This window comes from Paenibacillus jepli, assembly GCF_047238105.1.
In the GTDB taxonomy this organism is placed as follows: Bacteria; Bacillota; Bacilli; order Paenibacillales; family Paenibacillaceae; genus Paenibacillus_D.
In genome coordinates this window covers 2,453,644-2,469,759 of sequence record NZ_JBDFMD010000001.1, presented here as the reverse complement: position 1 = coordinate 2,469,759, position 16,116 = coordinate 2,453,644, and the positions used below count along the sequence as shown (strand labels likewise).

At 54.8% G+C, this 16,116-nt stretch carries 19 protein-coding genes; 17 read left to right on the top strand and 2 right to left on the bottom strand.

The window, feature by feature from the left end:
* The first annotated feature begins 13 nt into the window (after positions 1–13).
* The gene (locus ABC336_RS10840; RefSeq protein ID WP_413238684.1) at positions 14–1,012 is read left to right on the top strand and encodes a D-2-hydroxyacid dehydrogenase; all 999 of its coding nucleotides are present in this window, start codon (positions 14–16) and stop codon (positions 1,010–1,012) included.
* Here the strand turns inward: ABC336_RS10840 and ABC336_RS10835 are convergent.
* Positions 987–1,631, bottom strand: a complete 645-nt coding sequence (locus tag ABC336_RS10835) for a DUF2306 domain-containing protein (protein WP_413238683.1) — start codon at positions 1,629–1,631, stop codon at positions 987–989. The two genes, ABC336_RS10840 and ABC336_RS10835, sit on opposite strands and share 26 nt — an antisense overlap.
* Entirely contained in the window at positions 1,628–2,653 is a 1,026-nt protein-coding gene (locus tag ABC336_RS10830; RefSeq protein WP_413238682.1) for a DJ-1/PfpI family protein, read from the bottom strand. The genes ABC336_RS10835 and ABC336_RS10830 overlap by 4 nt, the downstream gene beginning before the upstream one ends.
* Positions 2,654–2,841: 188 nt before the next feature.
* On the opposite strand from ABC336_RS10830, the gene ABC336_RS10825 reads away from it, so the two are divergent.
* From ABC336_RS10825 to ABC336_RS10750, 16 genes are all read left to right on the top strand, one after another.
* The gene (locus ABC336_RS10825; protein WP_413238681.1) at positions 2,842–3,528 is read left to right on the top strand and encodes a response regulator transcription factor; all 687 of its coding nucleotides are present in this window, start codon (positions 2,842–2,844) and stop codon (positions 3,526–3,528) included.
* A gap of 1 nt (position 3,529) precedes the next feature.
* Positions 3,530–4,597, top strand: a complete 1,068-nt coding sequence (locus tag ABC336_RS10820; RefSeq protein WP_413238680.1) for a sensor histidine kinase — start codon at positions 3,530–3,532, stop codon at positions 4,595–4,597.
* Between the two features lie 141 nt (positions 4,598–4,738).
* On the top strand, positions 4,739–5,473 hold the full coding sequence (locus ABC336_RS10815; protein WP_413238679.1) for a UTRA domain-containing protein: 735 nt from the start codon (positions 4,739–4,741) through the stop codon (positions 5,471–5,473).
* 106 nt (positions 5,474–5,579) lie between these two features.
* Complete coding sequence (locus ABC336_RS10810) at positions 5,580–6,404, top strand: PfkB family carbohydrate kinase (RefSeq protein WP_413238678.1); 825 nt, start codon at positions 5,580–5,582, stop codon at positions 6,402–6,404.
* A 230-nt stretch (positions 6,405–6,634) separates the two neighbouring features.
* Complete coding sequence (frlD, locus tag ABC336_RS10805) at positions 6,635–7,417, top strand: fructoselysine 6-kinase (protein ID WP_413238677.1); 783 nt, start codon at positions 6,635–6,637, stop codon at positions 7,415–7,417.
* A gap of 34 nt (positions 7,418–7,451) precedes the next feature.
* Positions 7,452–8,324 carry an amidohydrolase family protein gene (locus ABC336_RS10800; protein ID WP_413238676.1) on the top strand — a complete coding sequence of 291 codons (873 nt, stop codon included), beginning with the start codon at positions 7,452–7,454 and terminating at the stop codon, positions 8,322–8,324.
* Positions 8,312–8,740 carry a secondary thiamine-phosphate synthase enzyme YjbQ gene (locus ABC336_RS10795; RefSeq protein ID WP_413238675.1) on the top strand — a complete coding sequence of 143 codons (429 nt, stop codon included), beginning with the start codon at positions 8,312–8,314 and terminating at the stop codon, positions 8,738–8,740. The genes ABC336_RS10800 and ABC336_RS10795 overlap by 13 nt, the downstream gene beginning before the upstream one ends.
* Positions 8,741–8,758: 18 nt before the next feature.
* The gene (locus ABC336_RS10790; protein ID WP_413238674.1) at positions 8,759–9,607 is read left to right on the top strand and encodes a sugar phosphate isomerase/epimerase family protein; all 849 of its coding nucleotides are present in this window, start codon (positions 8,759–8,761) and stop codon (positions 9,605–9,607) included.
* Entirely contained in the window at positions 9,604–10,476 is an 873-nt protein-coding gene (locus tag ABC336_RS10785) for a sugar phosphate isomerase/epimerase family protein (RefSeq protein ID WP_413238673.1), read from the top strand. The genes ABC336_RS10790 and ABC336_RS10785 overlap by 4 nt, the downstream gene beginning before the upstream one ends.
* A gap of 29 nt (positions 10,477–10,505) precedes the next feature.
* Positions 10,506–11,351, top strand: coding sequence for a TIM barrel protein (locus ABC336_RS10780; RefSeq protein WP_413238672.1), 846 nt, complete (start codon positions 10,506–10,508; stop codon positions 11,349–11,351).
* A gap of 1 nt (position 11,352) precedes the next feature.
* Positions 11,353–12,204: a TIM barrel protein gene (locus tag ABC336_RS10775; RefSeq protein WP_413238671.1), complete on the top strand. Its 852-nt coding sequence runs from the start codon at positions 11,353–11,355 to the stop codon at positions 12,202–12,204.
* On the top strand, positions 12,201–13,115 hold the full coding sequence (locus ABC336_RS10770) for a transporter substrate-binding domain-containing protein (protein ID WP_413238670.1): 915 nt from the start codon (positions 12,201–12,203) through the stop codon (positions 13,113–13,115). The genes ABC336_RS10775 and ABC336_RS10770 overlap by 4 nt, the downstream gene beginning before the upstream one ends.
* A gap of 28 nt (positions 13,116–13,143) precedes the next feature.
* Entirely contained in the window at positions 13,144–13,884 is a 741-nt protein-coding gene (locus tag ABC336_RS10765) for an amino acid ABC transporter ATP-binding protein (protein ID WP_413238669.1), read from the top strand.
* Between the two features lie 37 nt (positions 13,885–13,921).
* Positions 13,922–14,650: an amino acid ABC transporter permease gene (locus ABC336_RS10760; protein WP_413238668.1), complete on the top strand. Its 729-nt coding sequence runs from the start codon at positions 13,922–13,924 to the stop codon at positions 14,648–14,650.
* A 14-nt stretch (positions 14,651–14,664) separates the two neighbouring features.
* Positions 14,665–15,252: an amino acid ABC transporter permease gene (locus ABC336_RS10755; protein ID WP_413238667.1), complete on the top strand. Its 588-nt coding sequence runs from the start codon at positions 14,665–14,667 to the stop codon at positions 15,250–15,252.
* A 15-nt stretch (positions 15,253–15,267) separates the two neighbouring features.
* Positions 15,268–16,092, top strand: coding sequence for a sugar phosphate isomerase/epimerase family protein (locus tag ABC336_RS10750; protein WP_413238666.1), 825 nt, complete (start codon positions 15,268–15,270; stop codon positions 16,090–16,092).
* The last annotated feature ends 24 nt before the right edge of the window (positions 16,093–16,116 follow it).

Genomic DNA, 16,116 nt, shown 5'->3' with positions numbered 1-16,116 from the left:
GAGGGAACGCAATATGAAAAAGCTGGAAAGCGTTTTGGTCACCTTGGAACATGAGGAAGAGTATATCCAAATGATAAAGGACGCGCTGCATCCGGCGACCGTGATCCAGGCTCACCGCAAGGATGCCGGGGCCATCAAAGCCGCCCTGGAGGTAGTGGATGCGGCGATTCTGACAGGCGATCTGGATGAGCGGTTTCTGCAGGCTCCCAACCTGCGATGGGTCCACTGCGATCATGCCGGTCTGGAGAAGAGTGCCTGGCCGGAGTTGTTCGAGAAGGGGATCATCGTGACCAGTTCGGCTGGCCGATCCGCACCTGCCTTGGCTGAACACGTGGTGTTCTTCATGCTGGCGCTATGTTACCGGTTTGCAGATTTCCTGGATGCGCAGCGTGCGCATCAATGGGGCGTGAAGGATTCGGAAGAATTGAGAAGCCTCTATGGCAGAACGGTTGGCATCATCGGCCTTGGCAATATCGGCACGGAACTGGCTGTGCGCGCCAAAGCGATGGGGATGCAGGTGCTGGGGTACCGCAGGAGCCAGGCGCCTTTGCCGCCAGGGGTAGACCGGTGCTATTACGAGGATGAAGGGGGTGGGCTGCATGCCTTGCTCACGGAGAGCGACTTTGTCGTCATCGCCGTCCCGCTGACCGATACCACGTATCATCTGATCGGAAGAGAAGAGCTGGCGATGATGAAAAACACCGCTCATGTCATCAACATCGCCCGGGGTTCGGTCATCGACGAGGACGCATTGATCGAAGCCTTGTACGCACGCACAATTGCCGGAGCCGGTGTAGACACGGTGGCCCAGGAGCCGCTGGCGCCCGAGAGCCGGCTGTGGGATGCGCCCAACACGTTTATCACGCCGCATATGACGCCGCAGGTGCCGGACCGGACGCTCCGCTCGATCAACATAATGATCGACAACATCAAGCGGTATCAGAAGGAAGAGCCGATGATCAATCAATTGACGGAGAGGGAAGTGTTCACCGTGCTTCGAAAGGATAGGTGAGGCGTGCCCATCTAATCACCAGTTCCGGAATGATCAGCAGCAGTGCGAGGGCGCCGTAAACGCCGATGGTATAGCTGTCCGTATAGGTGAAGCCGAAGCCGTGATGGAACAAAGCGGTCAGAAGATGAATCGCCATGTTCGTAAAGCAGAAGGCGTAGCTTCGGATCATCCAGTTCCGGTGACGGATCACCTGTTTCTTTTTGATGTGAACGAGCGCCATGATGGTAATAAACGGCCAAATCAAATTCATTATATTGAAGCCCATGCTGCTGAGCCTGCCCCCGGTAGCGTGAGGAGCCATATAACCGGAGGTTACGACAACAAGCAGCACGGAAACGATATAAACGTAGCCGTTGATCCGGTGGAGCCTGCGGCTTTTTTCAAAGAACCGGTTCGAGAAGTTGATCAGTCCCGCAAACATGGCGATGCAGGCAAAGGCTACGTGCACATACATGACGTTGAGCCAGACGGGAAGATTCAGCTCCCGGTTCAACACGGATTTATGGCTCAGAAAGCGTTCTGCTCCAGGATCGATCAGGTAATTTTTCGCCAGGGCATACAGGATGAACAGGATGCTGACACCGGCAAGCAAGCTATACCAGGGTACCTGCCTCTTCATGGGATTCGCCTGCCCGTTAATTTGGATGCCGGCAGCATGCCGGCCTTCGCGGTCCCGGTCATATGATCCCCCTCAACAGCCACTTCAAACTTCAGATTTAACCGCATCGGTTTTGTGATCTTCAGCATCCAGGCCAGCTTGTCGTCTAGGAGAACCGGATCCAAGAAATCAACTGTTTCATTCCCTTGTGTGGCCTTGCCGTGGACGACGCCATTATAGGCAACGATGGATAGTCTAACCTGCATCTTCCCGATAGGCGTAGCAATCGTCGTCTCCCAATCTCCATCAAATGCGAAGGCGTGCTGAGTCTTGCCAGCCGGGGCGCCAGCTTTGGTAGCTGGCTGGATCTCCGCATGTCGCGGCTCGCCGCCCGTCAGCGGCAGGGGCGCCATACCCGTCTCCCGCCAGACCGTTCCTCTCCGCTCATATTCGAACAACTGCTCGATCTCATACGCGATGCGCGGTCCCAACTCACGCTCCACCAGATAGAGCGCCACATCGAGTCCCGACGTGACGCCGCCGCCGGTAACCAGGTTGCCGGCATCGACGACGCGCGCCGGGACAGGCACGGCTCCGGTTGCACCGAGTAAAGCCATGCCCAGATGATTCGTTACTGCCGGTCTGCCTTCGAGCAGCCCCGCCATAGCCAGCACCAGGGAACCGCCGCATACTGTTGCGACGACAACATCCTCTTGTTCGAGCGCCTTCCCGAGCATGCCGCCCAACGCTGTGTGTACGGTTCGTCCCAAGATGGAAGGAACCGAGTCGGGGCCGTCTCCTTCGACAGGGCCGGACGCTCCCGGTACGAGAATAATGCCCGGGCGCTCTGGATCAAGTCGACCGCTGGTCTCGATTCGCAGCCGGTTCGTGCCGCTAGGCACGGACCTGGGCCCCTCGGCGGTAACGAGCGCTACGCTTAACGCGTTTTCCGTTACCATCTCGGCAGCACAGAATACCTCGTAGGGTGCAAGGGCATCGAGCAGATCGAAGCCGTCAAAAAGCACGATTTGAACCGATAACATGAAATCCTTCTCCTTCAACCGTTTTTATAGGAACACGTGACCATCTTCACGTTCGAAGCATAACAAACGAGTATCTCAAAAGAAGAGGCGAAAAAGTCACAAATCAATAAACATTGCATCACAAAACGGCAGACTGCTCTGATCCCTGAAGAAGAAGTGATAAGATAGGGGAGAGGTGAGATTTACACATGAGCGATTTCAATACGATTCTCGTGGTGGACGACGATCAAAGCATCGTCGAGCTGTTGCGGGACTTTTTGGAGAATGACAGCTTCAAGGTTGTCACTGCCAATGACACTGCTCAGGCATGGACCCTGTTTCACCAGCATGCCGTGCATTGCATCATCCTGGATATCATGATGCCGGGACAGAACGGATTTGAATTCTGCCGGCAAGTGAGGACGGGGAGCGGCGTACCGATCCTGTTCCTCAGCGCCCGCGGCGACGATGTGGACAAAATCCGGGGGCTGACGCTTGGCGGGGACGACTATATCGTAAAAACCGCATCGCCCGGTGAGATCATCGCCCGCGTGAAGGCGGTCCTTCGGCGTACCGGTCCGCAGCAAGATAGCGGTCCCCGCGTGCTCGACTATGGCCGTATCAAGCTTGATGTGTTCACGCGGGAAGTATTCGCCGGCGATCAAGTCATCTCTCTTACGCCGAAGGAATACGACCTGCTGCGATTGTTCGCGGAACATCCGAGACAGGTGTTCACCTATGATCAACTGCTCGCGAAATTCTGGGACGGTATCGGTGACCGGCATACGATTCGAGTGCATCTGAGCCGTCTTCGCGAGAAGATCGAGCTCGACCCGGATGAGCCGCAATATTTGACCAACGTATGGGGCGTTGGCTATCGGTTTGAAGGGGGTTAGCATGAGGAGACTTCGCATACGCACATATTTAGTGCTGGGCCTGGTGCTGCTTCTGCTGATGCCTTGGATTTTTTGGGTGACAGCCTTTTTTCTTGCGACGGGATCGCTGGATCTTGACGGAAGGGAGGCCGTTTCCTATGGCATGCTGTCAACCGCTGCCATTGTGGGCTTGCTGCTCGCATTTTTCATTATTGGCCTTCATCTCCGCCGGTATCTGCTAGACCCTCTTGAGCAGCTTGGCGCTGCCGCACGGCAGATTGCCGGAGGGGATTGGGATATAGAACTGCCGCAGCCCGCTGTCCGGGAAATCGCCGAGGTTCGGGAGGGATTCGCGTTCATGGTAAACGGACTCCAGCACTCGAAGCGGCAGCAAGTCTTGCTGGAGGAGGAGCGGCGGTTTGTCATCGCGGCCGTCGCGCATGATCTGCGGACCCCATTATTTGCGCTGCGGGGGTACTTGGACGGGCTTGAGCAAGGCATTGCGCGCACGCCGGACCAGGTATTGCGATATGTGGCCGTGTGCAAGGAGAAGTCGGCACAGTTGGATCGGCTGGTCGAGGATCTTTTTATATTTACGAGGATGGAGTATCAGGAGAACGGGCTGACCAAGGCCGAATGCAATTTCTGTGACATTGCGAAGCAATCGGTGGCCAGTCTGGAGCCGCAGGCGCAACAGAAACAGATCGCAATCCGTACCGAATGCGAATTCGGGCGGGACGAGTGCCTGATCAGAGGCGATGCGCATTTGTTGGAGCGTGCGTTAAGCAATATCTTGGACAATGCGGTTCGGCATACGCCTGCTCATGGTCGAGTTGACTTAGCGTGCCGGCGGGAGAAAGAACGTGTGGTATTCACGGTGCATGATTCGGGGCCCGGCTTTACAGCGGAGGAGCTTAACCGCATCTTCGAGCCTCTCTACCGGGGCGAACAGTCGAGAAGCCGCGCGACGGGAGGCGCCGGGCTCGGACTGACCATTGCGCAGCGGATCATCCGCCAGCATGGCGGCGAGCTTGCGGCAAGCAATCATGCGGACGCCGGCGCCGTCTTATCGGGCTGGATTCCGTTATAAGGGAATACTCCGCTAAACCGTCTCCCATAGAAATGGCGCTATTTTGGCATGAATGCATCGGATAATGAGACAATATATGATATACTATCAAAATACAAGACATAATGTGGTTTGTTAATTATCATTGAAGGAGCATGTGTTATGAAATTGGATGTGTCCAGCCAAACACCGCTGTACGCACAGCTGAAGCAGATCATCAAAGAGGAAATCTCTCGAGGAGTATACAAGTCCGGCCAGAAGCTGCCGCCGGAATCAGAAATGTGCGATACATATGGAGTCAGTCGCGTTACGGTTCGCAGAGCGATCACAGACTTGGTGGAAGAGGGGTTTCTGTACAGCCAGCAGGGCAAGGGCAGCTATGTACAAGAAACCAAGATGAAACGGGAGCTCATCTCCGTAGGAAGCTTCTCGGACATTACGACGGCCTCCGGCAAGAAACCCAGCGCGCAAATATTGTCAAACGTCATCATCGAAGCCGACGAGAAGCTGGCCGACATCTTCAAGGGACGCGAGGGCGATCGGGTATTGAAGCTGCATCGTCTTCTGTATATCGATCATTCGCCGTTCATTATTGAGACTTCGTATTTTCCGCTTGGTCTGCTGCCAGATCTTGAGCAGCATATCGGAGAATCGTTGTCGACCTACCAAATATTGAAGAAGCGGTACGGGATCGAACCATCCTACTCGGAGAAAACGTTGGAAGTTGTGCAGTCACTGGAATACGAGGCTAATCTGTTTCGCTGCGACCGCGGAGAACTCCTGTATCGCATCGATAAGATCAGCTACGATGCGGAGGACCGGCCGCTTCACTATTCGCAGTCGTTGTATATGACCAGCAAGGTGATGTTTACTTTACATACGGGCAAGAAGACATAAATGTAGAGGCTCACGAGGCTCAAGGAAGAGAATGTCCGCTTGACAGACCCCGTTATTTTTTGTATACATTGATATAATACAACTAATAACAACATGGAGGGTCTCGATGAAGCTGATTGCTATTGGGGATACAGTTGTCGATTATTATCAGGATCAAGGAAAGATATATCCCGGCGGCAACGCGCTTAACGTGGCGGTGGCAGCGAAGCGCAGCGGAGCCGAGAGCAGCGCATTCCTCGGCATAACAGGAGATGACGCAGCAGCGGCACAAGTGCTGCACAGTATGGAGTCGGAGGGCATAGACAGATCACGCATAAGGCGCGTCTACGGTCCACATGGCGAAGCGGTCGTGACGTTAAGCGAGGATGGTGACCGGATCTTTGTCGGGACGAATCGTGGACATCGCGTTTCTTCGTTACTGCGGCTGCAATTAACGGACGACGATCTTGCCTATATCAGCCAATTTGATGTGATCCATTCCAGCGTAAACAGCGATCTCGAGCATGAGCTGGCGAGATTGGCGCAGCAGCCGTTATCCTTTGACTTCTCGATAAAGAAGAGATGGGATGACGACTACTTGCAGCAGCTGTGTCCCTATCTGACCTATGCCTTCTTCTCCGGCAGCGATATGAGTATAACCGAGATTGAAGAGCTTACTTCCCGAGTCCATAGTCTTGGCGTCAAAGTCGTGGGTGTCACGAGAGGCAGCGAAGCCGCGAGGTTCTCGGATGAGGGGATGCTGTATGAGCAATTGCCGCTTCGAGTGGATATTGTGGATACGATGGGAGCAGGTGATTCATTCATTGGCGCGTTCCTGGCGGCTTATCATGGAACGTGGAATATGCAAACCGCCTTGGGCCATGCGGCGATTGCGGCGTCCAAGACATGCAAACAATATGGAGCGTTTGGTTATGGTGCCCCCAAAAAATAGGTGTAAAACGAGAAGATGCGTCAATAAACATGACGCGTTTTCTTGTTTTTTTTACCTTCTTCCATCCACCCCTTAATATATGTTAACTTTCATTTCATTTTGAAAACATTTTCATTCAGAAAACGTATTGACTCAATACGTTATTTAATGGTATATAATATAATATAACAACATAGGATAAGTTGTTACGTTCATAAACAGTTGTCCTTAAACAAAAGGGGGGCGAAGGCGTGCGGGTTACGGGAGTTGGATTCAGCTGTATGGATGTGTATGACCAACTACACAGGATGTATCCAACCGGAAATAGTGTCGATTTTGCGATTCATCTACGCAGGATGGGCGTTCAGACCTCCTTGGTCAGCGTAGTCGGAACAGATGAATATGGCGCCATGATGATCGACACGCTGAAGCAGGAGAAGGTCGATGTAACGCATCTTGACGTCCGGCCGGGCAGTACCGCGGTATTTAAAATGGAGTTGAACGGGAATGATCGTGTTCACAAGGAGAAAATCGAAGGGGTAATGGCGCATTTCGCATTAACCGAAGCTGACCGCAGATTTATTACGGAGCATGATATGCTCCACACGAACCTGTCCGGCAGGGTCGAGCGAGAGCTGTCGTATTTCCGGGACTGTGGCGTTTCCATTGTGTTTGACTTTTCTACGCGGACGAAGCGGGATATTGCCGGGCCGATCCTGCCGGATGTGGACTACGCATTCTTCTCCTATACGCAGGAGGATGCGTACATAACGGAATTTCTGGCATGGGCGCAAGCACTGGGACCACGTGTGGTCATAGCGACGTTAGGTGAGCAAGGCAGTCTGGCTTATGATGGCAAGACGTTGTACCGCGGCCAGATTATACCTGCGGATGTCGTCAACACGGTAGGAGCGGGAGACTCCTTCTGCGCCGGCTTCATGTATGGCGTGCTGCAGGGCTGGACCATCCCGGAGTCGCTGACGCAGGGCGCGCGAACGGCCTCCGGGGTTGTGTCGAAATTCGAGCCCTATTGAGAATGCAGGACAGAGCAGAGAAGAGGTGGATTCATTGATTATTGATGTGCATACCCATCCGATATTCCATAAAGCAATCTGTGACGACCAAGAGACCCTCGAATATCGCAAACAGGAATTCGGCATCTTCAAGCAATCGCCAACGCCGGTCGAATCGGTGCTGCAGGAGATGGACTACAACGGCGTATCGCGCTCCGTACTGCTCCCGCTCGATTTGACAACCCGCAGCGGCGGTTGGATCGTGACGAATGAAGAAGTGCGGCGGCTGGTCGATCTGGCTCCGGATCGCTTTATCGGATTTGCCAGCGTGGATCCGTACCGCGAGGATGCGGCAGAGGTGCTGGAGTATGTATTCGCTCATTTGAAGCTGAGCGGTTTGAAGCTGCATCCGTCGAAGCAGAGGTTTTATCCTGACGATGACAGGCTGAAGCCGCTTTACGAGATTTGCCTGAAATATGACAAACCGATCATGTTCCACGCGGGGATGAGCTGGGAGCCGGATGCGCCGGCGGTGTATGCGCATCCGCTGCGCTTCGAGGAGGTGGCGATCGCGTATCCCGAGCTTCGCATGTGTCTGGCGCATTTTGGCTGGCCATGGATTCAGGAGACGGTAATGCTGCTGCTGAAATATCCAAATGTGTTTACGGATACCTCGCTGCTGCACATGGACAATGCGCTCGATTTCTATACCCAGGTTTTCAAAGTGAATATGGGACCGCTCTGGATAGAGCGAAACTTGAGAGACAAGGTGATGTTCGGCACCAATACGCCCCGGTTCAAAGCCAAGCGGCTGCTGCCGGCACTTGAGGCAATGGCGTTCCGGCCCCAGACGCTGCAAAAGATACTGAGCGGCAACGCTGAGGTGTTCCTGGGAGAGAGGAGGAATGAGCGCCCTTGGTTAAATTAAAAACGCTAGTGCTCAGGTCGACAGCCGAATTCCAGATGATCAAAATAACGAAAGACATTCAAAGCTTCGTAGAGCAATGCGGCGTGACCAACGGACTGGCGGCTGTCATCTCGGCGCATACGACAACCGGCATTATGGTCAATGAAGGACTGGAATGCGTGGAGACGGATATCGAGGAACTGCTGGAGCGTCTGGCGCCCAAGGATTGGCCTTATGCTCATGCCCATTTCCTGCCTTCATACGGAGCGACGGGCAGCAATTCTCCCTCGCATCTTAAGTCGATGATATCCGGCAACAGCTGCATGTTCGTCGTAGAGGACGGCAAGCTGGTGTCAGGTGATGCCCAAGATGTGTATCTGGCCGAATTCGACGGTCCCAAGAACAGAAAGGTATACATTCAGGTCATCGGCGATTAGAGGCGAGGGGGGAGCAGATTGTCTCGACTGAAGAGAGCGCAGATTGCCGGGATGAACGAGCATTACCGGCTGTATCCATTATCCTACTTTTTGGATGCCATGGTCATGACGGGGATCGAAGCGATCGAACTGTGGGCTGGAGCGCCGCATCTCTATATGGGGCATGCCTCGGACGCGAGTCTGGACAGCATCCGCAAGGAGATCGAGCGACGGGGACTAAAGCTGATCTGCTATACTCCCGAGCAATGTCAATATCCGTATAATATCGCGGCGAAGGAAGACGATTTGCGCAGCAGGAGCATGACGTATTTCCAGCGCAGTCTGGAGGCCGCGGCCCGGCTCGGAAGCGGCATGTTCCAGACGGTGCCTGGCTGGGGGTACTTTGACGAGCCGAGTGAGGACGCGTGGGAGCGCGCCAGAGAATCACTGGCCGTGCTGGCCGCACGGGCCGGAGAGCTGGGCATCACGATGACGCTGGAGCCTCTGGAGCGCCGGGGCACCAACGTGATTACCAATTTGCCGCAGCTTCGCAGGATGCTAGGCGAAGTCGGCTCCCCTCATTTGAAGGTTATAATCGATACTTGCCCGATGGCGGCTGCGGGAGAGAGCTTCAACGATTATTTCCAGGCGTTTGGAGAGGATGTCCGGCACATCCACTTTGTCGACAGTCAGCACCGTAGCTGGGGCGAGGGCAGTTTCTCTGCGGAGACGTTCCTGCGCGACATCGAAGGGCATGGCTATGAAGGGTATCTGACACTGGAAATATGCGCCCGCAACACCTTCATCGATCCTACTGCCGCCGTTCGGAAAAGCCTGGAGCATCTGGAGCTTGCGATGGAGCGGTTAAGCAAGGAGGGGGCGGTATGATGCGCCCGCAGAAGAATGAAGCCAAAACCTCCATCGGTCTGTATGCACCACTCGCTCCGATGAATATTCTGTACAAGTTTTATTCCCTGCCGTACTTTCTCGATGCCACACTTCGTCTGGGCTGCGAAGCCGTGGAGCTATGGGGAGGGGCGCCGCACCTCGACATCGAAGGCGCCTCGCCGGAAGACATACGCGGGATCAAGCGTCTGCTTGAAGGAAGAGGCTTGCGCGTGTGCTGCTTGACACCCGAGACTGGACTGTATCCTGTCAATATCGCTTCGGAGGACAAGGAGATGAGGCGCCTCAGCGAAGCGTACTTGAGCAAGGCGCTGGATATTGCAGCCGAGCTCGGCAGTCCGGTGATGCAAGCGACGAGCGGGACGGGGTACTTCGATGCTCGCCCGGATGGGGCATGGGCGCGTTCGGCGGAGGGGCTGGGAAGGCTGTCGGCCAAGGCGGAAGCGCTCGGCGTAGACTTGGCGCTAGAAGCTCTGCCCCGACACGAGAGCAATCTGGTATACGATGCGACGACGATCGGCCGCATGCTGGACGAAGTCGGTGCACCGGCTCTGGGGGTACTTCTCGATACGTCGGCTGCCGCTGCCGCCGGCGATACGCCAGAGCTATATATCCGTAAGTTCGGCAGCCGGATCAAGCATATCCAGCTCATCGATGGACCTGACGGACGACTGGCGTGGGGCGACGGTTGCTTGCCTCTGGAATCATACGCGGCCAGCATCGCGGCAAGCGGCTATGAAGGCGCTCTCGGGCTGGAGCTGTACGCGCACTCCTACTATGAGAAGCCCGATCCGGTGCTGGAGCGCTGTGTTCAAGCGCTTTGCATCCGGGGCGGCTCCGCTGCGCTGTAAGAGTCTCACTTAAAGAAGGGATGGGGAATATGCGCAACGTCTCGGTGATGAATTACAACTATCAACGCTATCCGCTGGATTACTTCCTTGATTCCATGAAGCGGCTGGAGGTCGATGCGATAGAGCTATGGGCGGCGGAGCCGCATATGTACGTGGGAGATCTGTCGGCTGCAAGGCTGCGACATATTCGCAATGAGATCGTGTCGAGGGAGCTCCAGGTGGTCTGCTTTACGCCCGAGCAATGCGTCTATCCGGTGAACATCGCCGCCCGAGATGCCCAGCTGCGTGAACGCAGCATGCAGTACTTCAAGAAGAGCCTGGCTATTGCCGCCGAGCTGGAATCGCCTCTGCTGCTGGTTGTGCCGGGATCGGGCTTCTACAACGAGCAGAAGGAAGAAGGCTTCCACCGCTCGACCGAATCGCTCCAGTTGCTCGGCGAAGAAGCTGCAACATACGGCATTCACATCGTCATGGAGACGCGCTCGAAGTTCGGTACCAATCTGGTGAACAATATCGCCGACTTGAAGCGGTTGATCGCGGCTGTGGATAGTCCTTATGTAGATCCGATGCTCGACACTGTCCCGATGTATACGGCCGGAGAGAAGGTGCGCGACTGGCTGGACGCTTTCGGCAGCCGGCTCAAGCACGTGCATTTCTGCGATGGCGATGGCAAGGGCGGATCCAACCTGGCTGTCGGCGACGGCGTATTCCCGATGGGGGAATATTGGGAAGAGTTGAAGAGGGGATACAAAGGCTATCTGACGCTGGAGCTCGTGATGAATCGCTATTATCTGGAGCCCGAGGAGGAAGTGCGCAGGACGTTGGAGCGTCTGCGCCGGATAGAGGCATCGAATGACTATAAGGGAGTGGAATAGAATGGCCAAGTTTGCCAATATGAACTTTCACTATCATCGCTATCCGTTCGAGTACTTTCTCGATTCGACGGTGAAGCTGGGGCTGCCGGCAATCGAGCTGTGGGGCGGCGCACCTCATGTATATGTGGGTGACGCATCCCATGGGGATATTGTCGCGATGCGGCAAGAGATTGAACGACGGGGGCTGGAACTGGTCTGTTTCACTCCGGAGCAATGTATCTACCCGATCAATCTGTCGGCCAAGGACGACACACTTCGCATGCGCAGCGTGGACTACTTCAAGAAGTGCATTGGCGTCGCCAATACGCTGGAAACCTCGATGCTCCTCGTGACGGTAGGCTACGGTTTCTACAATGAGCCTGCCGAGGAAGCCTGGAACAGAGGACGCGAGTCGCTGCGGGTGCTGGCAGAGGAAGCGGAGAGGCAGGGAATCATACTCGCGCTCGAGCCGATGTCGAAGATGGGCTCAAACCTGATTACCGACTTGAAGTCACTGGAGCGCATGTATAACGAAGTGAATGCACCGGCGATGAAAGTGCTGCTCGATACGGTACCGATGACACTGGGCGGCGATAGCTTCGAAGCGTATCATGCCGCATTTGGCGACGATCTGGCCCATATTCATTTTCTGGATGGCGATGGGAAAACGTCGGCGCATCTGGGATGGGGCATGGGCGTTCTGCCGCTGGAGCAGTATGCGAAGAGCCTGGAGACGATCGGGTATGACGGCTGGCTGACGTTGGAGTTGATCGGGCCGCAGTATAACTGGGAGCCGGAGGCCTTCACCAGGCAAAGTCTGGAGCGCTTGTCGCAGGTGTTTGGACCAATTAACGAAAGAGAGGAATTAAAATGAAAAAAAATGCGAGCAAGTTGACGACGGGTAAGTGGGCCATCATCATTCTCTCCTTAATCATGCTAGTGGCTGCCGGGTGCAGCAATACAGATGGCGGCTCTCCCGCTTCAGGCGCGAATCAGACGGGTGACACTGCCGCGCCGAGCGTCAATCCGGACGACATCCCCCACGTTCCTCCCTTGCCCGCAGAGGTGAAGAACAGAGGCAAGCTGGTCGTAGGCGTGAAGGTAGACTACCCGCCGCTCGGCTATCTCGATGAAACCGGCACAAATGCAGGCTACGAAATTGATGTTGTCAGAAAAATGGCTGAATACGCCTTTGGCGACGAAAACGCCGTAGATCTCGTGCCCGTCAACGCCACCAACCGCATTCCATATCTGGAAACGAGAAAAATCGACTTTATTGCAGCGACGCTGGGTGTAACGGAGGAGAGAAAACAGCAGCTGGATTTCTCGACCACGTTCTTCGACGGCGGCGTGGTAACGGTGGTGAGCAAGGATAGCGAGATTAAGAGTATTCCGGATCTGGCCGGGAAGAAGGTAATCACGATTAAAGGCTCGACAGGCTCCACATACCTCGAGGAGAATGTACCCACGGCCGAGCAGGTGAAAATCGAGAGCAACGCCGACGCGTTCCGCGCCTTCAAGGACGGACGTGCCGATGCCATTTTCCATGATGCCGTATTGATGACAGACTTCGTGACGACCAATCCGGAGTATACCATTGTCGGCGAGCAAGTGGCATTCGCGCCGATGGCGCTGGGCGTGCGCAAAAATGAGCCCGAAATGCTCGATTTCGTAAACGGGGCGTTAGAGCAAATGAGAGTAGATGACCATTTCAAAACGTTGATCGAAAAATATTTGCCGCAGGCGGGCGATCTCGACCCGATGGAAATGATTCCTAGACCATAATCGCATCACCACTACAGGAGGGGATCCTATGGAGAAGAACAAACCAAAGCTGTCCATTCGCAATCTGCAGAAGCAGTTCGGAGACAATCATATCCTTCGGGGCGTGGATATCGATGTGCATTCCCAGGAAGTGATCGTCATTATCGGGCCGAGCGGATCGGGAAAAAGCACGCTTCTGCGATGCATCAACGGATTGGAGACGATCAACGGCGGCGAGGTCTATATCGACGAGAAGCGAATCGAATATGTCCCTGCCGCATTACAGCAGGTTCGTCAGCGAATCGGCATGGTGTTTCAAAGCTACAACCTGTTTCCTCATCTGACTGTCTTGCAAAACCTGCTGCTTGCTCCTATAAAAGTGCAGAAGCGGAACAAAAACGAGGTTATTCCTCAGGCGGAAGCGCTGTTGCGGCAGGTAGGGCTGCAGGATAAGGCGAACAGCTATCCGGCTCAGCTCTCGGGCGGACAGCAGCAGCGGGTCGCCATCGCCAGATCGCTGGTCATGAATCCGGAGGTGCTGCTATTCGACGAGGTGACCTCGGCGCTTGATCCAGAGCGTGTTCGGGACGTGTTGGACGTCATGAAAGATCTGGCAGCACGCGGTACGACGATGCTGATCGTCACACATGAGATGGGATTCGGCCGCGATGTGGGCGACCGTATCATTTTTATGGATCAAGGCGTCATTGTGGAAGAGGGCCCGCCTCAGCAGTTGTTTGGCAATCCGGTTGAGGAGCGGACCAGACAGTTTCTGAAAAATGCCATGTAGATCCCACACAGACTAACACCAGGAGGAGGTGCATGGGGTGAACTTTGATTTCGGTTATATTATTGACACGCTGCCGCTGTTGCTGGAAGGTCTCAAGATGACCATCTACATCAGTGTAGCCAGTATAGCTTTTTCGCTTATTATCGGGATGAGCGGTGCAGTGATCCGAACGGTGAAGGTACCGGTATTGTCACAGATTGTTAGCGCGTATGTCGATCTGATCCGCAATACACCACTGCTTGTTCACGTCTTCTTCCTGTATTTCGGCCTGCCGGCGTTTGGCATCAAGCTATCGGCTGTGGCTGTCGGCATCATCGCTCTCTCCCTCTGGGGAGGAGCCTATGCGACGGAAAACTTCCGCGGTGGTACAGACTCCGTACCCAACGGACTGATCGAATCGGGGCAGTCGCTGGGGCTAGGCAAGCTGCAAATTATCCGGCATGTCATCATCCCGCTCGGCTTCCGTGTCAGCTTCCCGGCCTTTTCCAACACTGCAGTCTCCGTAATCAAAAACTCGGCTTATATGACCAGTATCGGGGTTGCGGAACTAACCTTTATGGCAGTCGATCGGATGGCTTACGATTTCAAAACATATGAGATGCTGCTATCTATCGCAGTGATCTACCTAATTCTGGTCTGGGGCACATCTTATCTGTTCGGCCGGATTCAACGAAGAATGGACTTCAATAACCCGGTGAAGAAAGGCGGAAGCTTAAATGGAAGTATTGGCAAAAAACTTAAACTTTCTGATCGACGGGCTGATTAATACCATCCAGTTAAGTGCAAGTTGTCTCAGCATCGCGCTTGTCGTCGGTGATCGCAGGGGTATTGCAGACGACGAAAATCAAAGCGGTATCGATGATTGCCAACGGATACGCGGAGTTGTTTCGCGGTCTGCCGATCGTCATCACGTTGTTCCTGGTCTTCTTCCTGCTGCCCGAGTTCGGAATCCAAATCAACAGCTATCTTTCCGCCATGATCGCTCTCAGTCTGTGGGGGAGCGCCAACATCTCTGTAGCTGTGCGAGGGGCTATCCAATCGATCCCGCCGACCCAGACGGAGGCCAGTTACGCCCTGGGCATGAGCTTCGTACAGACGATGCGCTACGTCATCCTGCCGCAAGCGATCCGGCGGATGCTGCCCTCTGTTATCGGTCTGATGTCGAATCTGATCCAATCGACGTCGTTGTCCGTGCTGGTAGGCAATCTTGATTTTCTGAAAACGGCGCAGCTGATCATCGAACGAGTGGAGCTGATGCAGGGGCTGTCGATTGCGATGCAAATGTATTTGATTGTGCTGGCCGTCTACTTTGTTATTTGCTATCCATTGTCGCTGCTGGCCAAAAGACTCGAACGGGTTTACCGTTGACCGGGGGGGCTGGACATGAGCAAGCTTGACCGGTCGCGCATTGCGATCATGAATATCCATTATCAATACCATCCGCTGCATGTTTTCATGGAGGCGATGGAGCGGCATGACATCGCTAATATCGATCTCTGGGCGGGCTATCCGCATTTCCTGGTCAACGAAGCAACATTTGATGATGCGGCCCGATTGCGCAGGGAGATCAGGAGGAGAGGGCTTCGTCTGATCTGCTTTACGCCGAAGCAGGGCGGTTATCCGATCAACATCGCGGCAGACGATGCGTCACTGCGGCAGCAATCGCTGGATTATCTGATCAAATGTGTGGAGATGGCTGCCGAGCTGGAGGCGCCGATGCTGCAGCTGCTGCCCGGATGGGGCTTCTATAACGAAGCGCCGGATGCGGCGCGCGAGCGCTCCTGCGAGGGGCTGCGCCGCATCGCGGACAGGGCGGGTGCGCTTGGTGTGACTTCTGTCCTGGAGCATCTGCAGCTGATTGAATCCAATCTGGCGCTGACCTGCTTCGATCTGAGGACGATGATTCGCCAGGTCGATTCTCCGCATCTGAAGGCGGTGGTAGACACTTGCCATATGGCGGTCGCCGGCGAGACACTGGGCGATTATTTCGCGGAGCTCGGCGACGATTTGATCCATGTGCACCTCAACGATTCGGACCAGCTGCCGCTGGGCGAAGGCCGTCTGCCGATCGGGGATTACGTAAGACAACTGGAGCAGCAGAGTTACGCTGGATATGTGTCGCTGGAGATTTGTTCGCGCAAGCATTACATCGATCCGGATGCCTCGCTGCGGACCAGCTTGCATACGTTGGACCGGCTGCTACATTGAATCGGCTGTCGACGAGCTTGGAGG